Genomic DNA, 20,989 nt, shown 5'->3' with positions numbered 1-20,989 from the left:
GACTCGCCCGAAGGGCGACCCCGTAGCCCGGCGAGCCGATGGCGCAGCTAGGCACTTTTGACTGCCAAGTGCTTATGAGCTTTCGATCAGTCGCAATCAATGTTCTGCCACCATCGCAGCGACACGCGCGTCGACAATACCTAGCAGGTGGCTAGCGATAAGAATGATCTCGACAGCCTCACGCGCTGTGTCGATCGGCACATCCCGGTGGGAATGCGGATTCTTGTACGAACCGATTGCTCCAGCGAACAGGGCGGCAAGTGCCTCCCTTTCACCCTCATCAGCCGTAGGATCAGTAAGAGGCCCACTTTTAGGATTGAATGCCCGACGAATCATCGGTACCCCATGCTCCCCCTGAGGAAAACCAGCGGCGTCCCGTACCGCTATCTCGACCGCACGCATTGCCTCGAACACTGCTGTAGCGTACGCGCCGCGCATGAATGCCAGCCATACTGTGGTTGCGATCGCCGGGTGCAACAGTTCCTTCGGCAACAACCGCGCGATGCGGTAATCGGTAAACGCCGCTTCGTCTTGAAAGCGTTGCGCTCGACGACTCAATCGTCGCCAGCCGTTTTGACCATTCACTCCTTCGTCGGGCACAACCAGCCCTTGAGCCTCGATCCATGCCAGCGCCTCAGCCAGCGCCAGATCCACTTCGTGGAGACGCTCCCGCGGATACGATATCTGACCGCCAATCCCCAGTTCCAGCCTCAAGTTTCCGAAGTTGAACTTGTTCTCATGCCGCTTGCGCAGCAGGAAGAGCACCTTGGCAGCGAGTTCCTCGGGTTCCAGCGCGAGCAACACGTCAACGTCGGGAATCGCGGTCGGCAATTCGATCATAGAGTACTCTCGCAGGCAGACGGAACACGGATGATAGGGCACTAGCATACAAGCAGAGCCCGTGACTTTAGGTCGCTGCGGAGTCCTCAGTGCCTTTTCCACTTCATTCTCTGCGGGCAAACCTGCGGGCCGCACCCGCTTTTCATCCGTTAGCTCTCCACAGCCTCAGCTGTCAGCTTGATGCGCAGCTACGGGGCTTGCCTCATCTAGAAATCCCACTGCCCCAAAAATCAGCGGAGTGCCGCGCCTCAAGCAAACAGCCGTCCTGATGATTTACCCCGACAGCTGTGCCGATTAGAAATGATTAAAAACAGATTAGCAACTCAGTTGTGAATTGCTCAAACCCTTACCCGACCTGGACTTTCTGCCTCGATGGCCTATGAAGACGGGGGTATTGGAACGGTATGCCGGGAGTCCAAGAACGGCAATTCGGGGCTGTTGGAACGGCACTTCAGGGGAGCTGGAACGGCATAGCCCGGGGGTGTTGGAACGGTATGCATCGGCAGACGCTCTGGACTTTACCTTCTTAGGCAAACGCTTGCGCAGCATTTTTTGGCCTTTGCACTCCGCGCCAACAACGTCAGCGCGACTTGATCTTTTCGGTCAGACGACGCCGGAGTGTGCCTCTCTGTACGTGTACGAGGTCGCCGCGAATTTCGTAGCAAAAATGCTCGCCATTGGCTCTACTGGCGGCAGACACTGCGTCGAGCCCACGACGCAAGTCCTTCTTGAAATCACTGAGAAGAACTGCCTCGCTGCCACATAGCCGACACAGTGTTTCCACCTTGACCGGAAATGGCTTCGCATGGCTTGAGTAGTAGCCGTGCAGCCACTGCGCCAATGGCTTACCCCTTAGAGCGTAGCGTACAGTCCATTGGATATGGGTAAATTGATCCGACTTGAATAGGAGGCAGAGCTTGGGATTGAGCATAATGACATATGCTCGACTTTCATCCGCTCGATATACGTCGCCAATCAAACTTCCCTCGTAGCTGACGCGGCCGACAACCTTCACGTCCAAGGCGGTAGCCTTCAACCGACTAAGGCGGCGGTCGAGTATCTCCCGGTTCTTTCCCGTGTCAGTCTTGCCTAGCGCCTTAAGCAATTGGTAGGCAGTCGCCTTACATCCAGTCGCCGCGTTTCGGGTTCGGAAAAGGTGCAGTATCGCTTCCCACACATCGAGATCACCTTGATCGAGACGAACGCCTGTGTATCGGATTGAAATCCCATCTTGGGCATGGATCTCTTGTCGCTGTAAGGACGGCCGGGCCCTCTTGCTAATAGCTCCAAACAGAGCGGAGCGTAATGCGATATTCGGCACGCCGCGTGCCGAGTTCGGCCACGGAGGCAAACATACCTCACGCGATTCCGTACGCAACGGCAGCACGTCAATCCCGGGCTCGGCGCCCTTGGAGCCCCCTCGCTGTTGAAGCACCGCGATGAGTTGCTGATATGACCGGTGCGGCCGAACGTCGGCATTCTGCCCAACAATGGGGTCAATCTCTTCCCGCGAGGAATCCACCGGACTAGGCTCGCATTAAAACGAAACAGGCACTGGTTGCCGCGGGCGGCCACGGCGCTCCTTACCGGCAATCTCCCTAACCGGGGCTACAGCAAGACTCTCCAACCAGTCTCGGACGTCCCCGGCACGCCAACGGACATACCGGTTCTGCCGGAACACAGGGGCCGGCAATTGGCCACTCTCCAGGCAAAGGATCTGATAAATCGCAGCACGCGTCTTGCCAAGGAGTTGTCCCAACTCGTCAGCATTTATCAGCGCTGATTTATCCATTGTGGCGAACACCACCCGAAAGTCCTTGGTACGCGTGTCCATCTCTACCCCTAGACATATTGACTTCGCCTAGGTTATGTTCACCTTCACGCATGCGGCAAAAGGGCATAATCCGGGGTTTTGATGGCACGCCATTTCGGCTACAAGAACGGCGACGACAGTGCGCGGCGCGCCATGAAAATGGCCACTCGCACCCTCTTCTCGTTGATTCGTCGCCGGTCGGGTATGACACCCGCTCAACTTGAGTGGTTTTTCGGGTTTGAGATCGCAGAAGGGGCGCTTCATACCGGCCAAGAATGGAGGCGTTATGAGCGTGAATTTCTGCAAACCCAAGGTCGCCAGGAGAATCAAGCTACATCCATCGAACGCGCACACTGGATCGCGCGAAAGGCTTTCGCCAATGGGTGGCTGACTACCGCGGAAACAATCCAGATCGGCGTTGGGACATCCTCACTTCCGATCAACTTCGACGAGTATCGAGATGCAATCTCGCATCAGGCACAAGCCAAGAAGATCTTTGAGGACGGGAAAAGGCGAATGCTCGAGGGAAAAATGCCGGTCTCGCCAACAAGTAGCGGGGGAAGACCACGCGCCGCGCGGTCCGATCAAGAGTCGCTTGCTGGATTCGCTCGGTGGACAGATCAGTTACGAAATGCGGGCTTCGAGGTGGTGGAAGATCGCACTTACCTCGCGGAGGTTGACGCCCTAGTAAGGCAAGAACTCAACGGGCGCCCGACCAACGCAACAGCAGGCGGATTTTTATCGTCCTGGGAGCGGCCTTTCGACCCTTCGCACCCGCATCATGGCGCCGTGGAGCGACTGTACCTATGCGTTGCCAATCACGGCCTCCCGCACGCCCCATGGCCGCTCCCATCGACCGTGGCTGAGCTGTCAGAAATCAGTCAGCCCCCCGGTAGCGTCACGAGTGCCGACGTTGACCTGAATGTTTGTGCTGCACTCAGCCGACTCGACGAAGCCTTGAACAATCCTTCTCCGAGAAGGCTATAGCTGGTGCAAAAACGGTGCAGTCGGATTCAAAACCAAGCAAATGCGAAATTAACTCAGGAAAGAGAATTCCATGTAAACTCAAAGACGTACAAGAAAACTGTACGTAAGTATCTGGGCCAAATTCTGATTCACACGGCAGGGGTCACAGGTTCAATCCCTGTACCACCCACCAGATTCGCGCGAATCGCGCAAGGAAAGGCCCTCAGGCAAATGCCGAGGGCCTTTTTCTTTTTCCGCCCAATCTCTACTCAATCCGCTCAACCCCGCATATCTCTGACCGCCCGCTCCAGATTCGACCGAAGGATCACGCGATGAAACGGTGCGATCGTCGCAAGATAGATCCGTCCCAGTCGGTTATGGCAATGCACCACCGTCGCGGCGAGCAACTCGCGTCGATTGTCCGTATCGGTACGAAGTTGGACGGAGACGCGGAAATCGAGATGTCGGTCATCTGCGCCCAGGACCAACTCCGTCGCCGTCTTTGACAGCAGCGGAAAGAAGCTGATCACCGGTCCACGCGCTGCTCCGGCAACACCGACCGCGTGAGACGACTTGACGTTGACGGTCACCATCACGGCATCGCGAACACGCATGAGCGCACGAATCCACCACGCCTGCCGTTCGAACAGGATGCGTGTCAGCACCTCCAGATCGTCGCTGGCCTCTGGCGGCAGTCGAATTGCATAAGTGTCCGACAGGTCTGCACCCGCATAGAGCGGTGCAATGGCGCTGTCGCTGGGCATGGGCACGGCATGCGCTTTGGTCATGATGAGCTCACAAATATTGGAACGCGGGCGTAGCAACGGTCACGATACTGCGCCCTCCCCTTGCCGGATGCTGGATAAGACCAGCCCTTCGTAGACGTCATACTGTCCCGCAGGCAATACCGGCCGTAATGCCTCCAGGCTTTTCTGTGTGCCGAACATACGCTCGACAACCCAGCCGACCAGATAGAGTGCGGCAAGGCATCCACCAGCCGTCGCGACATTGCCACTGCTCGTGAACGGCCGGTCGTCCAATTCCACACCTTCTGCATGCAGCGCCGCTCTCGCATCGGGATGCGTCGTCGCCCGGCGTTCCGGCAGCAACCCCAGCCGCGCAAGAATGAACGCGCCCGCACAGATAGAACCGATCAATTGACAGCCCGGATCCAGCCGGAACGCCTCCATAAAGGCGGCGTCCGACATCGCCATCGGCACACCCTCCTTACCGCTGGCGAACAACACAACATCGGCGTGATTGGCCTCTTCAAGTCGGCCATGTGTCTGGATCAGCAAACCATTTGAGGACCGGAGTTCCGATTGCTGGCCCAAGATGCGAACTTGCCAATCGTCTCGATTGCGTCCCAGAATGTCCCACATCAGAAAGAGGTCGATGTCGGTGAATTGCTCAAAGGCGATCAGCGCAACTTGCTTCATTGATGGCTCCGTTCAATGCTCCTGATCGTCTGCGATCAGCGAACAAACACAATGGAGACCGAGTCTAGCGACGACTGCACGACCATACACAGCCTGTACGTTTTCGGTATCACCCCATGCTGACACGAGATCAATGGATTGCCGCCGGGTTCGACGCCCTCGATCAGGAAGGATATCTGGCGGTTTCCGCCGAGCGTCTGGCCAGGCGATTAAACGTGACGCGCGGCTCCTTCTACCATCACTTCCGTAGCAAAGAGGACTTCGTCCGTACCCTGCTTGCCCAATGGGAATCAGACTACACCGATCGGATGCTCGCGTATGCGGCACAAGGCCGCACCCTGGATGACGTGCTGACACGTTACCTGGAGGTGGCCGCCGAGAAACGGCCGCGCAGAGAAATAGAAATTCGAGCGTGGGCGCGCCAGGACCCACTGGTTGCCGAATACCAGGCGCGAGTGGATCGCACCCGGTTGTCATTCGCCATCTCGGTTTGCAGTGCGAGGATGGACAACCCTGTCGATGCGGAGCGCATTGCGCGCTTCGCACACCTTTGTCTGATCGGCGGACAGCAATCAGGCGATAGAAATCAATCCGCCGATTTTTCTCAACTGGCGCGCACGGCGATGGCGCTGCTGGGAAGTTCGCTGCACCCGAACCCGCTTTAGCATCGCCACACTCGTCAGCGCTTGAACCCCGCCGCCCCCACCACACGAAGATCCGGCCCCGTCAGCGAATAGACGATCCCGGCATTGTTCGCCGCTGCACCGGTCAGCACGCCTTGCGTCGAGAATCGGCATCCGCCCGCGCAAGCGCCGCCCGTCACGTTTTGCGTCATCGTGCTGAATGTCGCACGCGCACCATCAGGGCCGACCGTCGTCGATCCCGCGCCGGTCACATAGGTTGGACCCGCAGACATTGCTATGTTCAAGTTCGGTGTGACGGCATACTGCGCGTTCTGGAACGCAATGCTCAGATTGCCCGAGAGCGTACCCACCGCCCCCGTCGTCATATCGATGGCCTTCGTCGCACCAGCAAGCGCGTACGTCATCGTGCCCGAGACCGGCAGATTCGCGTCGAGTGTCGGACGACCCACAACGTAAGGCATGCCGGACTTCCACGTCGACAGATCGAACTGGAGGCCGTGATCCGAGACCGAGCCTGACGTCCAGCGTCCCCAGCCAAGGTCTTCAAGTGCGCCGGTATCGGTCGCCGTCACGCCGGACACTACGTTGAACGGCACCGTCGTGCCTGTGAACTTCGTCAGCGCGTTCGCACTGTTGAAGACACCCGCACCAATGCCGAGATTCGCAAGACCGTCCGAACCCCAGTTCATCATGTAGTAGTCCGTGCCGTTCGCCAGCACCACCGGAGGCGTGATAGGCGGCGACACGACCGGAGGCACAGTGACGACCGGATCCGCTGGCGTTTGGGTGCCCATTGGCCCGCTGGGTGCGGGAGGTGGCGGGGTCTGCGGTGCTGGCGTACTGCCGAAGACTGGCGGCGGCGTGAACAGCATCCCCGGATTTTGCGGGACGATGACCGGCGGCGTCGCGTAACTTGGGTTGAAACCGAACTGCCCGGCCTGGAACGCCTGCGTCCCAGACGGATTGCTCACGGCTATCACGCCGTCGATCACCTGAACGTACACCCCGGGGGCCGTTCCGAGCGGTGCGCCGGCGATCGGCGCACCAGTGCTCACCGGGGTCGGTACAGACGACGTCTGCACCGGAATGAACCGGGAGTAATCGACGGCAGGCGTCTGCGCCCGAACCGGCTCACTCGCCATCAACACCAATCCCGGCAACGTCACGAGCCACCCGGCAACCCACCGGGCACGCGCCCGGGACATGCCCCGCTCAATCGACATTGGCTTACGCTTCATGATGTTTCGCTCCGAATCGGATTGACGGGCATGACGAGTGAGATCAACGGAAGTCATAGCGAGCCACGATCTCGTAAACACTTCGGTGGTAGGCATACAGCGGCTGACTGGAACCGTTGCGCGTGAAGCTGTATTGCGGCGTGATCGAAAACGCCTTCGTCACAAAGTACGAATAGCCTGCCTTCACATCCAATTGACGATCACTGCGCTCGACCAGAAACATGCTGTCCAGCGTGTCGTAATTGCGCCGCTCGAAGCTCACATTCGCGAAGAGCATCTGATTGGGCATCACGTGCCATTCGCCACCGATGCGTCCGCCCCAAAGGTGATTGCCGAATGCCGCAGACAGATCGTCCTTGGGACTCTCCCGTCCTACGTACATCGACGCATAGGCCACCGGCTCCCCATAGACCGACGCAAATCCCTTGACGATGGACGCCCCACCAATCGCGCGATTCACGTCGCGTGCGTTCGTCCCCATATAGCGGATCGGCGTGTATTGCGCGAACGCCGCTGCCTGAAGACTCTCGCCGATGTCGCGCGTCCACTGCGCGGTGAAACCGTTGAGGTTCCGGTAACTCTCCGAATCGACCCACATATGCTGGTTCGCATATTGCAGCCCGAAGTTGTTCTTGCCGGACAGCCAGTTCGCGCCCAACTGGAACACGTAGCTGCCTTGATCGAACGCGCGCGCGTTACCGCCATAGCGCCGCACGTCGACGTCCCCCGATCCCGAGACGACGAGGTTCTCCGTCACCGCGTGACGAACGGCAAGGCCGCCGCTCACGTCGCCGAAATTCGCAGGCGTACCACGGGAGCCGCCGTCGAGCACAAACATCAGGCCACCAAGCGCCGGAATCGCGATGGACGAATTGGTCGTCGCATTGTTGGCGTTGGTGTCATGGCCGAAATTGCCCTGCACGTAGCCGGACCATGCCGTGCGCACACCGACCGGCGCATTGATGGCGTTCAAATAGGCTTGAATGACTGGACGAACGCCTTCGGGCACATCGCCCGCCGCCACACCTTCGAATTCCCGTCGGGCGTTCTCTCGCTGTCCCAACAAGAAGTAAGTGCGTCCGAGTTCGAGATGCGTCGGACCGTCACCCGGCCGCTCGGCGATGCTGCGCTTGAGCGCGCGCTCCGCCACGTCGAGGTGCCTGGTGTCCGCTGCAGCGATGCCGAGCAGGTAATCGTATTCGGCATCTCCCGCGAGACGCCCTTCCAGCGGGGCCAGTGCAGCGTACGCCTGCTCCGGCGACTTCGCTCGCATGTGAGCGCGTGCCTGTGCGATGGCGGAACCCCGGACGTCAGCACTTACGGCGGAAGATGCATCCCCGGCGGCGACGCCCTCGGACGCCCCCACAGTTCCCGTCAGCACAACAGAAAACGCCGCGGCGACAAGCGCACTGCGGCGAAGCGATAGAACGGACATGCATGAATCCCCGGTACGACGAGACCCCGGACCTGCCGGCAGCCCCATGCTGGTTTGTTATTAGTTTTGCCTTGTGCAACCGCATAGCCCAATCCGTCACTGCGCCTATATCTGTTTTGCTTGCGGCAGATGACGAACGCCCGGTGGCAGTTGGGGGGATGACTGCGCCCGGGGATCAAACTTCCGGGGGTCGGCGCGTTGCGCGCCATTTAATCGCAACGCCTTGCCGGTTGCAACCGGGAAAACAGAGTGTCGCGCGGCAGCATCAGCCCACGCGACAGCGCGGTCAGGAACGGGATTTCCTGATGGCTCGACGACGGCTTTTGTGGTGTTTTCTATAGATTTTTTCTATCAAAAAACAAAACCCATCCAGGCAAACCCCTTCAGAATCCCCTTCAGCCCCACCATTTCCCCCACCCCTGCCCCAGCCTGCGGGGTTTTCAACGGCGTGATGGGCACTTCCGTGCCAGTCTTATATAAGACCCAAGCATTCACATTACGAAAAGGCATTTCAGTTTTGCCCCCGACCCGTGTCACAATCAGGGAAAATTTGTCGTGGCTTGCGGACTGTGACCCAGTCGGCGGCATTCCCCCACCTTTTCCTGATTCTTGAATCCGAGACCAGCGATGAGCACGCAGCAACCCAGCATCATCTACACCCTGACCGACGAAGCTCCGCTTCTCGCCACCGGCTCCTTCCTCCCGATCATCCGCACGTTCACCGCTCCGGCGGGCGTGGCGGTCGACACGAGCGACATCTCGGTCTCGGGCCGTATCCTCGGCGAATTCCCCGAATTCCTGACCGAAGAACAACGCGTCCCGGACAACCTCGCCGAACTCGGTCGTCTGACGCAGGATCCGAACACGAACATCATCAAGCTGCCGAACATCAGCGCATCGGTGTTCCAGCTCCAGAGCGCCATCAAGGAACTCCAGTCGAAGGGCTACAAGATTCCGGACTTCCCGGAAGATCCGAAGACCGACGAAGAGAAGGCCATCCAGAAGCGTTACTCGAAGTGCCTCGGCTCGGCCGTGAACCCGGTCCTGCGTGAAGGCAACTCGGATCGTCGCGCACCGCTCGCCGTCAAGAACTACGCCAAGAAGCACCCGCACAGCATGGGCGAGTGGAGCATGGCTTCGCGCACGCACGTCGCGCATATGAAGCATGGCGACTTCTACCACGGCGAAAAGTCGATGACGATCGACAAGGCACGCGACGTCAAGATGGAACTCGTGACGAACAGCGGCAAGACGATCGTGCTCAAGCCGAAGGTCTCGCTGCTCGACGGCGAAATCATCGACAGCATGTTCATGAGCAAGAAGGCGCTGTGCGACTTCTACGAAGAACAGATGGAGGACGCACGCAAGACCGGCGTCATGTTCTCGCTGCACGTGAAGGCCACGATGATGAAGGTCTCGCACCCGATCGTGTTCGGCCACGCTGTGAAGATCTTCTATAAGGAAGCCTTCGAGAAGCACGGCAAGCTGTTCGACGAACTGGGCGTGAACGTCAACAACGGTCTCGTGAACCTGTACGAAAAGATCGAAGCGCTGCCGAGCACGCAACGCGAAGAGATCATTCGCGATCTGCATGCCTGCCATGAACACCGTCCGGAACTGGCGATGGTCGACTCGGCCAAGGGCATCTCGAACCTGCACGCGCCGAACGACGTGATCGTCGACGCATCGATGCCCGCCATGATCCGTATCGGCGGCAAGATGTGGGGTGCCGACGGCCGTCCGAAGGACACGAAGGCCGTGATCCCGGAAAGCACGTTCGCTCGCATCTATCAAGAAATCATCAACTTCTGCAAGACGAACGGCGCATTCGATCCGACCACGATGGGTACGGTGCCGAACGTCGGCCTGATGGCACAGAAGGCTGAGGAATACGGCTCGCACGACAAGACGTTCGAAATCGCCGAAGACGGCGTGGCGAACATCGTCGACATCGCCACGGGCGAAGTGCTGCTTTCGCAGAACGTGGAAGCTGGCGACATCTGGCGTATGTGCCAGGTCAAGGACGCACCGATCCGCGACTGGGTGAAGCTCGCCGTGAACCGCGTGCGCAACTCGGGCATGCCCGCCGTGTTCTGGCTCGACCCGTACCGTCCGCACGAAGCCGAACTGATCAAGAAGGTCGAAACGTACCTGAAGGATTACGACACCAACGGTCTCGATATCCAGATCATGTCGCAAGTGCGCGCCATGCGTTACACCCTGGAGCGCGTGATCCGCGGCCTGGACACCATCTCGGTGACCGGCAACATTCTGCGCGACTACCTGACCGACCTGTTCCCGATCATGGAACTGGGTACCAGCGCCAAGATGCTCTCCATCGTGCCGCTGATGGCCGGTGGCGGCATGTACGAAACGGGTGCTGGCGGCTCGGCACCGAAGCACGTCAAGCAATTGGTGGAAGAGAACCACCTGCGCTGGGACTCGCTGGGTGAATTCCTGGCACTGGCTGTCTCGCTGGAAGACCTGGGCATCAAGACGGGCAACCAGCGCGCCAAGATCCTCGCCAAGACGCTCGACGCCGCAACGGGCAAGCTGCTCGACAACAACAAGGGTCCGTCGCCGAAGACCGGCGAGCTGGACAACCGTGGCAGCCAGTTCTACCTGTCGATGTACTGGGCACAGGAACTCGCCGAGCAGAAGGACGACGCCGAACTGGCCAAGCTCTTCGCCCCGCTCGCAAAGGTTCTGACCGAGAACGAGAAGACCATCGTGGGCGAACTCGCCGACGTGCAAGGCAAGCCGACCGACATCGGCGGCTACTACAAGCCGGACTTCGAAAAGCTCGAACAAGTCATGCGTCCGAGCAAGACGTTCAACGCAGCACTGGCAAGCGTCGCCAAGGCGTAAGCCAAGGTGTCGTTGCCGGTCGGTCCGCAAGGACTGCCCCGGCAGCAGGAAATAAAAAAGCGGGTCCACTCACATGGACCCGCTTTTTTGTTGGCGACGCTACTTGTATGAAGCGTCGCCCCAGAGGGACGGGCAGCGCTGCCGCCCTTCCCTCACCTCCCTACGGAACGATCAGCGATTGACCTGTTCCTTCGACTGCGTGAGTGCCAGCACGGCACCCAGCGCGAGCGCTGCCGACACGCAGTACATACCGGCGTTAGTGCTCTGCGTCACGTCCTTGAGCCAGCCGATGACGAACGGGCTCACGAAGCCTGCCAGGTTGCCGATCGAGTTGATCATGCCGATGGCAGCCGCCGCCGAGCCGCCGACAAGCAGCGCGCTCGGGTACGTCCAGAACACGGGCATCGTGGCCAGCATACCGGCCGTGCCGACCGACAGTGCGACCATCGCGAGCGGTACGTTGTTGCCCCAGATCGTGCTCAGGTACAGGCCGACTGCACCGGCGAACGACACCACGGCGAAGTGCCAGCGACGCTCACGCGTGCGGTCCGAGCTGCGTGCCACGACGATCATGCTGACGACGGCACATGCGTACGGAATGGCGGTCAGCAGACCCACGTCGAGCGCGCTCTTCACGCCGCTGGCCTTGATGAGCGTCGGCAGGTAGAAGCCGATGCCGTACAGACCCATCATGCAGCAGAAGTAGATCACGGCCATCAGCCACACACGACCGTTGGAGAACACCGAAGCCACCGATTGCGGTGCCTTGCCCGCGCCGTCCTGCGCGATGTTGTGTTCCAGCACGGCCTTTTCGTCTTCGGTGAGCCACTTCGCAGCGCGAATGCCGTTCGGCAGATACATCAGCGTGATCACGCCGAGAATCACCGACGGAATGGCTTCAATGAAGAACAGCCATTGCCAGGCCTTCCAGCCGCCCACGCCGTTGAACGCTTGCAGGATCCAGCCCGAGAGCGGACCGCCGAACACACCGGCCACCGGAATGCCGATCATGAACAGCGCGTTCATGCGGCCACGGCGCTGCGCCGGGAACCAGTAGGTCAGATACAGCACGATGCCGGGGAAGAAACCGGCCTCAGCCACACCGAGGAGGAAGCGCACGACGTAGAACTGCGTCGGCGTCGTGACGAACAGCGTCGCCGCCGAGAGCACCGCCCACGAGATCATGATGCGCGCAATCCAGCGACGCGCACCGACCTTGTGCATGATGATGTTGGACGGCACTTCGAAGAAGAAGTAACCGATAAAGAAGATGCCGGCGCCCAGACCGTAGACGGTCTCGCTGAACTGGAGGTCGTTCAGCATTTGCAGCTTGGCGAAGCCGACATTCACGCGGTCCAGATAGGCTGCGACGTAACACAGGAAAAGGAACGGCAACAAACGCCAGGTCGCTTTTGCGTAGGCTTGCGCCTCGATCTCGCGCGTATGCGCGTTGGCTTTGACACCGCTAGCGATAGTACTCATGGTCTCCACTTCGAACTTCGGCTGCCACGCAGCCTGAATTGACTGCAACGTTGCACCCGGACCACTCGCACCGATCACGCTGCCTTACCCACTCGACCGCTCTGAAGACCTCACGATTCCCATGTTGCGGGAATCGATCACGCGGAGGCCCGGAGGCATAGTCTCCGGACGTCGCGCCCCGGCCGTTAAGCCGTTGTGCGACGCATCTCACCCTGCCATCCCCTTAGGTATTGGGAGGCCGAGCCGGATTGTAAACCATAGGACACCGCTTTAAATGGAACGAAACCTCAGTGTTTGAACATTTTCCTGAAGCGCGACCATTCGGCATCAGCGCTGACGCGCCCGCAACGACACGACCACGATGACACCGAGCACTGCCGCCACCGCGCCGCACAGGAACACGGCGCGATAGCCGAACGGGTTGGCCACGGCCCCCGCGAGCGGACCGGTGGTCAGAATGGCGATGTCCTGAAACGCGGCGTACGTGCCGAGGCTCGTGCCACGGCTGGCCGCCGGTGCGCGCTTGACCACTTCAATGCCCAGCGACGGAAAGATCAGCGAAGCCCCGGCTCCAGCGAGCGCAGTACCCAGCAGCGCGAGCCACGCGACGGGTGCTTGCCAGACGATCAGCAGCCCGATGGCCTCGACGACGAGCGACGCCTGCGCCACCCGCAGATTGCCGAAGCGCTCGGGCCAGCGTCCGCCGATCAGACGCATCAGCACGAAGGCCAGACCGAACGCCGACAGCGCAATCGCCGCACCGGTCCAGCGCGACGCCTCGAAGTACAACACCACGAACGCACCGACCACAGCGAACCCGACACCCTGCAACGCCAGCGCCAGTCCGGGCAGGAAGACGATACGCAACACCTGCGAGTACGGCAGCGCGCCCCCCGCCTGATGCGCGGGTGCGACGGCAGCAATGCGCGAGATGACGGCCCAGCCCGCCAGCGGCAACAGGCAGATTGCGATAGCCACGCCCGCGAGCGACATTCCGCCGTAGAGCGCAAGTCCCAACGGCGCGCCGACCGCGAATCCGCCGAACACGGCCGCGCCGGTCCACGACATCACGCGGCCCGATTGTGCGGCGCCGAGACTACCGATGGCCCACGTCAATGTGCCGGTGATGCACAGGCTCTCACCGACGCCGAGCAGCAGGCGGGCGAGTGTCAGCACAGCGAGACGCGGCTCGGCGGCCACCGAAATCAGGCTCGTCGCGAGCAGCGCGATGCCTGACAGCCCGACGAACACCAGACCGCGCGTGAGCGCCACACGCGCACCGCGCTGATCGGCAGTGCGTCCGGCGAACTTGCGGGTGAGCACCGTGGCGAGCGACTGCACGCCCACGGCGAAGCCGACGATGACGTTGTGATACCCGAGCGTGTCGTGCACGAACAGCGGCACGACGGAGAGCGACATGCCGATGGTCAGGCACGCGAGAAAGACATTGAGCGAGAAGCGCACGAGCAACGCCGTAGCGTTGACGGGCGCGCCCGCCGCCTGATGCGGGGGTTGGGCCCGATCCGAAGACTGGGCCGATGTAGCGGAGGACGACATACGAGAAAGCTCCAAAGGTTGCCGGTCAATGCCAAATGGCGCGCGAGCGAAGCCATCGGTGAAACACCGGCGAACGATGAACAAGCCACGAACGACGGACACCAGACGCCAACCGGCGGACGAACGACCGCGAACAGGGCATCGGTATCGAAACAGGCAAATCGGAGGAGGACGGCGCTTATGACGCTCAGAGAACCGGAGACAACGCTGAATGGGTTGCCCGGTAGTTCACCGACGAACGCACGCCCCTCGACCGACGTGCCGATAGAACCGGCCGCTGTCGCGGAGAATGCGTTGATTCACGTGAACGCTTACGTGACACCGGAGGAGATTTCACCGGATGCCAAGAATCCGTCGCCATTCTAGCCACGCATGTTGCGTTGTGCAAGTGACGGGCATGGCACCCAAACCACAGCTAAGTCACACCTCGCACCACGCGTTCAATCGATGGGGTCTGTCCCTTTCGCGCGACGCGTGCTCGCCTTGACGGTCTGCTGCAACGCACGTCGCAGGGCGCTGTAACGTCGCAAGGCTTCTTCCATCACGGAGATACGTACGGAGCCAGCCGCGCCGTCAGCCAGCAATTTGGCCTTGAGCCCGCCATATGCCGCTTCCATCGCCGATGCATGCGTACCGAGCGATTCTCCACCGTCCGCTGGCAGCGTATCGCTTTCCACATGATCGAGCAGCGCGCTCGATTCGCGCAGGAACGCCGTGTAGACGTCCGACATTCCGGTCGCGGTGCTGGTCTGGTCACGCAACGCGGCGGCGGCGACCGCCTGCTCTGCCGCGCTCTCGTAGTAACGCAGCGTGCGCAACGTGTCGGCCAGTTGCTCGGCAGACTTCGCGCCCATTGCCACGCGACTCATGCGTTCGGCGAACGTCTGGCAGACGCTGCCGAGGCGCGTGACGGACGCGTGCGACTGGGCCAGCACGCCGGAGCTCGTTCCGGTCAGCGCGCCGCGCACCATATGCCGACTGATCACGCCAAGGCGCTCGACTTCACGCTTAAGCGCGTCGACGGCCAGTTCCGGCACCTGCAACACGTTGTCGTCGAGAAACTGAGGCGCGCCCTCGTCTTCCTCCCGCGAGCGAAAGCGTCGCTGCAACCAGTGCAACAGCGGCGTGGTCAGCGGAATCATCAACAGCACGCCAAGCACGTTGAAGGTCGTATGAAAGATCGCGAGCTGGATGGCGGGGTCGGCTTCGCGGTGCATCCATTCCATGCCGGTGGCGATGGCGCGAATCATCCACGGCAGCAGCAGGAGCGCCACGACAGCCGCAACGGCATTGAAGGCGACGTGCGCCATCGCGGCGCGGCGTGCATTGGGCGTCGCCCCGATGGCTGCGATCACGGCGGTCACTGTCGTACCGATGTTCGCGCCGATCACCACCGCCGCTGCGCCCTGCGCGCCCAGCAGTCCGTTTTGCGCAGCCGTGAGTGTGATGGCCATCGCCGCCGCCGAGGACTGCACGATGCAGGTGAGCACGAAGCCCACGACGACTTGCAGCAGCACGTCGAGCGGGCCGATGCCGTCGGGCAGGCGAATCATGCCCGCCATGTCGATGAAGGCGGATTGCAGCAGCGAGATGCCGAAGAAGAGCAGGCCGAAGCCCGCAAGCGCGTTACCGATGGCACCGCGCCGGGTGCCCGCGCCCGTCAGACGCAGCGCCACGCCGACGGCAATCATCGGCAGCGCAAAGGCATCGATATTGAATTTGAGGCCGATGACCGCGACGATCCACCCCATCATCGTCGAGCCGAGATTGGAGCCGAACATCAGCCAGAGCGCGCCGCCGAGCTTGAGCAGCCCGGCGTTGACGAAACCGATGGTCGCGATCGTCACGACCGACGAGCTTTGGGTGATGGCGGTGACGAGCACGCCCGAAGCGAAGGCCTGCCATCGGGTGCGCGTCGCCCCCGCGAGAATGCGTTCGAGCGCTGGCCCGGCGGCGAGTTTGAGGCCATCGGTCATCATCGCCATACCAATAAGGAAGATGCCGACGCCACCCGCCAGAATGCTGACCGCCTTGACGATTTCACCCATGCAACGCCTTCCTTTGTGCGAACTGCCGGAGCTATCGAAGTGGTGCGCGTCTATGCCTGCCAATCAACGGTGGAATCTGCCGTCGGCCCGCTGGTCATGCCGTCAGGCGTCGGCGCGCAACAGGCCCCAGCATAACCGGTAAAGCTCGTCCTCTAATTCTGGAGTGCCAAGCAACGGGGAGTCTTCGAGTACCGCCGAGCGCAGCGTGCCCATGAATGCGCGCGTGAGCACAAAGACCGTGGCAGTGGTCGGCGGACGCATCCCCGGCGCATCGCGGCGCGACATGGCGATGGCGATATGCTCGGCCGCCTCACGCATCGCCTGCATGATGTTCTCGTGATGGTCCATCTGCCACGCCATTTTGATGAGCGAGCGCTTCACGCGTCCGCCCGAACCGAAGGCTTCGATCAGCATGCGGATACGTTCGCGAATCACGCGCTCGGGGTCTGCGCCCTCGTCGGCGGCACGTGCGAGGAATTCGTTCTGCTCGTCCATCACGCGACGCCGCTCGCGCGCAATCATCGCCAGCAGAATCGCTTCCTTGGTCGGGAAGTACTGATACAGCGTGCCAATCGAAAAACCGGCCTTCTTGGCGATGCGATTGGTCGTGAGCGCCGCCTCCCCTTCTTCGTCGAGAACCTGAGCGGTGGCTTCGAAAATGGTCTCGACGGTGTGCTGCGCGCGTGCCTGCATCGGCCGCTTTCGCATGGCAGACGGGGCATTCGGGATGGTGGGCGACTTCGGTGTGGACATGACTGAAAACCTGAGCAGGAACTGAGCGAGAAGCGAGTTGCGGCATGACGCCTGAAAAATGAATAATGCTCACATTCGGTATGAATATCAAGAGACGGCGTCATGGACGTCACATTCATTGCGTTGGACGTTCGTCTCGACTGCCTGAGAGGCCTGCCATCATGAGCAACGACATTTCCGCCCTGACTGTGCGCAAGCTGACGGTCGATCTGGCCAGTGGCTTCGAGCGCCATTGGCACAGTGGCGACGCTTACCGCACGATGTACTACAACGCGCTGTCGATGAGCTTTCCCGTCGGCGAGCAGTCGTTCATCGACTCGGTGCGCGACACGATGGACCGTCTGCCTGACGATGCACGCTACGACAAGCTGCGCGCCGACATCGCACAATTCATCGGACAGGAAGCGACGCACCGTCATCTACACGGCCAGTACAACGCACAGCTTGCCAAGCAGGGGTTGGTGAATCATTGGGAGAACTGGGCGACGTCACGCATTCAGTGGGCGCGACGCCGCAAGCTGTCGCCGATGTACATGCTCGCGGTCACGGCCGCTTACGAACACTGCACGGCGGTGTTCGGCGACGGCGCGCTGCGCTACGACCGCTGGCTCGCGAAGGCGGAGCCGAAGATGCGTCTGATGTGGCGCTGGCACGCCGCCGAAGAGACCGAGCACAAAGCGGTGGCGTTCGACCTTTATCGCGCACTGGGTGGCAGCGAGCGCCAGCGGGTGCTGACGTATCTCTACGTGCTGTTCATGTTCGGACTGGAGAGCCACGCGCAGACGATCAACAACCTCTGGCGCGACGGCACGCTCTTCAAGCCGAGCACGTGGTGGGGATTCACGACGATGTTCTTCGGTCGCGACGGCGTCATCTGGCGCACCACCGGGCCGATGCTCAAGTACATGCTGCCGTCGTTCCATCCGAATCGTCACGGCGATCCGGCGCTCGCACAGAACTGGCTTGAAGCGCACAACGCGAGCTGGCGCGCGGTTCGGTAACAATGATCTGACGCTGGCGGCTTGTCGCCAGCCTTCATCAAAACGAGAGCGGATATTCGTGCGCACAGCGCGGATATCCGCTTTTTTTTCGCCCCCGCAAATTACGCTGCGCAAGAGGTAAACCGCCAGTGTTAACCCGCGAAGTGTGACGGCAACAACGGAATAACGAGTATCAACGCTGCGTGATATGTCGTATGAGGCACCTTGATAATAATGATCACGCCTCAATGCAACACCGATCCCCGCGCAACGCGAAGTCAGTGTGTCAATGACTCAGGCGTGCCCCCTTGCACCCTTCGGTGAAAAGAGCAGTACAGAGGCACGCACAAACTAAAACGAGACGGAGACACATTCATGAGCAAGGCAGCAGGTTGGCTGCGGGGCACGCTCGCCCTCGCAATTTGCGGCGCGGCGGGCGTCGCGAACGCACAATCCAGCGTTTCCCTATATGGTCAGGTCGACGCGTGGGTTGGCGCGGCCAAAGCCCCCGGCGGCGAACGCGCGTGGACGCAGGCCGGCGGCGGTATGTCCACGTCTTACTGGGGTATGAAGGGCTCCGAAGATCTGGGCAACGGTCTGAAAGCGATCTTCACCCTCGAAGACTTCTTCTTGCCACAGAACGGCCGCTACGGCCGCTTCACCGGCGACAGCTTCTTCTCGCGCAACGCCTACGTCGGCCTGCAATCGGACACGCTGGGCACGATCACAATGGGGCGGCTCACCACGTCGTACTTCGTGTCGACGATTCTGTTCAACCCGTTTGTCGACTCCTACACCTTCAGCCCGATGGTCTACCACACGTTCCTCGGTCTCGCGGGACAAGGGATCGTCGGCGACTCGGGCTGGAACAACGGCGTGATGTACGCCACGCCCGACTACAAAGGGCTGGGCGCAAGCTTCTCCTACGCCTTCGGCAACAAGGCGGGTGAAATGGGGCAGAACAAGTGGAGCGCCGCGGCCATGTACTTCCACGGCCCGCTCGCCGCCACGCTCGCCTATCAGCAGGTCAAGTTCGATTCGACGCCCGACGATCAGGCCGGTATCACCGGCTTTCGTAATCAGCAGGCGCTTCAGGCCGGTCTGACGTACGACTTCAAAGTGGTCAAATTCTTTGGCCAGTACCAATACATCAAGAATACGATCACCGGCGGCAATCTGACGTCCAACGGCGGCCAGCTCGGCTTTACCGTGCCGCTCGGCGGGGGTAATGTGATGGCGTCTTACGCTTACACGAAGAACTCCGGCGCGAACAATGCCAGCCGGAATACGTGGGCCATCGGCTACGACTACAACCTCTCCAAACGCACCGATGTGTACACGGCCTACCTCAACGACAAGGTTTCCGGGCTGGATGCCGGGAATACTTTCGGGGTGGGCATGCGCATGAAGTTCTGACAGACTCGACGCAAGCAGTCGCCTGACAAAATCGTTGGCACGGGCTCGCGCGCAGTACAATGCGCGCGCCCCCGCTGCACACGGACAACGGCATAACAAAGTCACAAGGAGAGCGCGTTGCTGACCAAATTCTTCAAACTCGAGGAGCATGGCTCCAATGTACGCACGGAAATGGTGGCGGGTCTAACGACCTTCCTCACCATGTCGTACATCATTTTCGTCAACCCCAACATCCTCGGCACGACGGGCATGGACAAGAGTGCCGTGTTCGTGGCGACCTGTCTTGCAGCGGCGATCGGCTCGGTGGTGATGGCTTTCGTCGCTAACTACCCGATCGGCATGGCGCCGGGTATGGGCCTGAACGCCTTCTTCGCCTTCACGGTCGTAGGCGCGATGGGCTACACATGGCAACAGGCGCTCGGCGCGGTGTTCATCTCAGGGTGTCTGTTCATCATCCTGACCGTAACAGGGGTGCGATCCTGGCTCATTGCCGGGGTACCCAAATCGTTGCGATGCGCGATTGCAGCGGGTATCGGTCTGTTCCTCGCCATCATCGCGCTCGGTAACGCTGGCGTGGTCGTCGCCAACCCGGCCACGAAGATCGGCCTGGGCGACCTCCACTCGCCGCAGGCACTGCTCGCCATCTTCGGCTTCTTCCTGATCGCCGTGCTCGACGCGCTGCGGGTTCGCGGTGCCATCCTGATCGGCATTCTGGCCGTGACGGTGCTCTCGATGGTGCTGGGCCTGAACCAGTTCCAGGGCGTGTTCGCCATGCCGCCGAGCCTCTCGCCGACGTTCCTCCAGCTCGACATTCCGGGTGCCCTGCACGCCGGTTTCGTCCACGTGATTCTGGCTTTCGTGCTGGTCGAAGTGTTCGACGCGACGGGTACGCTGATGGGCGTGGCCAAGCGCGCGGGTCTGCTCGAAGGCACGCACTACAAGGGCCTGGGACGTGCGCTCTTCGCCGACTCCATCGCCATCTTCATCGGCTCGCTGCTGGGCACGAGCAGCACGACGGCTTACGTGGAAAGCGCCTCGGGCGTGCAGGCTGGCGGCCGCACGGGTCTGACCGCACTGACGATTGCCGTGCTGTTCATCCTCGCGCTGTTCATCGCCCCGCTGGCAGGCTCGGTTCCGGCGTACGCCGCCGCACCGGCACTGCTGTACGTCGCAGGCCTGATGCTGCGCGAACTGCTCGACGTCGAGTGGGACGACATCACGGAAGCCACGCCGGCCGCCCTGACCGCGCTGGCCATGCCGTTCACGTACTCGATCGCCACCGGTCTGGCGTTCGGCTTCATCTCGTACGCCGTGCTGAAGTTGTTCACGGGCCGTGCGAAGGAAGTCCACCCGGCCGCGTGGGTCATCGCCGTGCTGTTCGTGTTGAAGTACGCCTTCTTCCCGGGCTGATCGGCACGGGGTATCGTCACCGTCGATTGGGACGGTTCCGATAGCAGCAACCAGCAAAACGGCCCGCCGGGATGATCCGGCGGGCCGTTTTGTTTTGACG

The 20,989-nt window shown here is 61.0% G+C and carries 17 protein-coding genes; 7 read left to right on the top strand and 10 right to left on the bottom strand.

The window, feature by feature from the left end; genetic code table 11:
* Window positions 1–96: 96 nt before the first annotated feature.
* Window positions 97–840: a TIGR02391 family protein gene (locus ACIQWO_RS13735; RefSeq protein WP_402824621.1), complete on the bottom strand. Its 744-nt coding sequence runs from the start codon at window positions 838–840 to the stop codon at window positions 97–99.
* A gap of 580 nt (window positions 841–1,420) precedes the next feature.
* Window positions 1,421–2,227, bottom strand: a complete 807-nt coding sequence (trfA, locus tag ACIQWO_RS13730) for a plasmid replication initiator TrfA (RefSeq protein WP_269203740.1) — start codon at window positions 2,225–2,227, stop codon at window positions 1,421–1,423.
* A gap of 528 nt (window positions 2,228–2,755) precedes the next feature.
* On the opposite strand from trfA, the gene ACIQWO_RS13725 reads away from it, so the two are divergent.
* Window positions 2,756–3,640, top strand: a complete 885-nt coding sequence (locus tag ACIQWO_RS13725) for a hypothetical protein (RefSeq protein WP_402824618.1) — start codon at window positions 2,756–2,758, stop codon at window positions 3,638–3,640.
* Between the two features lie 257 nt (window positions 3,641–3,897).
* Here ACIQWO_RS13725 and ACIQWO_RS13720 read toward each other — a convergent pair whose 3' ends face one another.
* On the bottom strand, window positions 3,898–4,407 hold the full coding sequence (locus ACIQWO_RS13720) for a DUF2867 domain-containing protein (protein ID WP_402824615.1): 510 nt from the start codon (window positions 4,405–4,407) through the stop codon (window positions 3,898–3,900).
* A gap of 39 nt (window positions 4,408–4,446) precedes the next feature.
* On the bottom strand, window positions 4,447–5,058 hold the full coding sequence (locus ACIQWO_RS13715; RefSeq protein ID WP_402824612.1) for a DJ-1/PfpI family protein: 612 nt from the start codon (window positions 5,056–5,058) through the stop codon (window positions 4,447–4,449).
* A gap of 116 nt (window positions 5,059–5,174) precedes the next feature.
* Between ACIQWO_RS13715 and ACIQWO_RS13710 the strand changes: the two genes are divergently transcribed.
* On the top strand, window positions 5,175–5,723 hold the full coding sequence (locus tag ACIQWO_RS13710) for a TetR/AcrR family transcriptional regulator (protein ID WP_402824609.1): 549 nt from the start codon (window positions 5,175–5,177) through the stop codon (window positions 5,721–5,723).
* A 14-nt stretch (window positions 5,724–5,737) separates the two neighbouring features.
* Here ACIQWO_RS13710 and ACIQWO_RS13705 read toward each other — a convergent pair whose 3' ends face one another.
* Both ACIQWO_RS13705 and ACIQWO_RS13700 read right to left on the bottom strand, forming a co-directional pair.
* A complete protein-coding gene (locus ACIQWO_RS13705) occupies window positions 5,738–6,940 on the bottom strand; it encodes a hypothetical protein (RefSeq protein ID WP_402824607.1) in 1,203 nt (400 codons plus the stop codon).
* A 43-nt stretch (window positions 6,941–6,983) separates the two neighbouring features.
* Entirely contained in the window at window positions 6,984–8,375 is a 1,392-nt protein-coding gene (locus tag ACIQWO_RS13700; protein ID WP_402824604.1) for a surface lipoprotein assembly modifier, read from the bottom strand.
* Between the two features lie 627 nt (window positions 8,376–9,002).
* Here ACIQWO_RS13700 and ACIQWO_RS13695 point away from each other — a divergent pair.
* Entirely contained in the window at window positions 9,003–11,243 is a 2,241-nt protein-coding gene (locus tag ACIQWO_RS13695) for an NADP-dependent isocitrate dehydrogenase (protein WP_402824601.1), read from the top strand.
* A gap of 171 nt (window positions 11,244–11,414) precedes the next feature.
* On the opposite strand, the gene ACIQWO_RS13690 is transcribed toward ACIQWO_RS13695, so the two are convergent.
* Window positions 11,415–12,725, bottom strand: a complete 1,311-nt coding sequence (locus ACIQWO_RS13690; RefSeq protein WP_402824598.1) for an MFS transporter — start codon at window positions 12,723–12,725, stop codon at window positions 11,415–11,417.
* Window positions 12,726–13,052: 327 nt separating this feature from the next.
* On the bottom strand, window positions 13,053–14,282 hold the full coding sequence (locus ACIQWO_RS13685; protein ID WP_402824595.1) for an arabinose transporter: 1,230 nt from the start codon (window positions 14,280–14,282) through the stop codon (window positions 13,053–13,055).
* Between the two features lie 180 nt (window positions 14,283–14,462).
* Between ACIQWO_RS13685 and ACIQWO_RS13680 the strand changes: the two genes are divergently transcribed.
* Entirely contained in the window at window positions 14,463–14,648 is a 186-nt protein-coding gene (locus ACIQWO_RS13680) for a hypothetical protein (RefSeq protein ID WP_402824592.1), read from the top strand.
* Window positions 14,649–14,722: 74 nt separating this feature from the next.
* On the opposite strand, the gene ACIQWO_RS13675 is transcribed toward ACIQWO_RS13680, so the two are convergent.
* Together ACIQWO_RS13675 and ACIQWO_RS13670 are read right to left on the bottom strand one after the other, a co-directional pair.
* Window positions 14,723–16,330, bottom strand: a complete 1,608-nt coding sequence (locus ACIQWO_RS13675; RefSeq protein ID WP_402824589.1) for a Na/Pi cotransporter family protein — start codon at window positions 16,328–16,330, stop codon at window positions 14,723–14,725.
* A 102-nt stretch (window positions 16,331–16,432) separates the two neighbouring features.
* Complete coding sequence (locus ACIQWO_RS13670) at window positions 16,433–17,083, bottom strand: TetR/AcrR family transcriptional regulator (RefSeq protein WP_402824586.1); 651 nt, start codon at window positions 17,081–17,083, stop codon at window positions 16,433–16,435.
* Between the two features lie 161 nt (window positions 17,084–17,244).
* Here ACIQWO_RS13670 and ACIQWO_RS13665 point away from each other — a divergent pair, with 161 nt between their 5' ends.
* The 3 genes from ACIQWO_RS13665 to ACIQWO_RS13655 all read left to right on the top strand — a co-directional run bounded on the left by ACIQWO_RS13665 (window position 17,245) and on the right by ACIQWO_RS13655 (window position 20,889).
* On the top strand, window positions 17,245–18,084 hold the full coding sequence (locus ACIQWO_RS13665; protein WP_150666497.1) for a metal-dependent hydrolase: 840 nt from the start codon (window positions 17,245–17,247) through the stop codon (window positions 18,082–18,084).
* 354 nt (window positions 18,085–18,438) lie between these two features.
* Window positions 18,439–19,479 (top strand): porin, encoded by a 1,041-nt coding sequence (locus ACIQWO_RS13660; RefSeq protein WP_150576995.1) that lies wholly within the window; start codon window positions 18,439–18,441, stop codon window positions 19,477–19,479.
* A 117-nt stretch (window positions 19,480–19,596) separates the two neighbouring features.
* On the top strand, window positions 19,597–20,889 hold the full coding sequence (locus tag ACIQWO_RS13655) for an NCS2 family permease (protein ID WP_150740068.1): 1,293 nt from the start codon (window positions 19,597–19,599) through the stop codon (window positions 20,887–20,889).
* Window positions 20,890–20,989: the final 100 nt, after the last annotated feature.

Source organism: Pandoraea sp. NPDC090278 (genome assembly GCF_044772185.1).
Lineage (GTDB): Bacteria > Pseudomonadota > Gammaproteobacteria > Burkholderiales > Burkholderiaceae > Pandoraea.
Note: the sequence above shows the minus strand (reverse complement) of the source record. Positions and strands in the feature narration are given on the sequence as shown.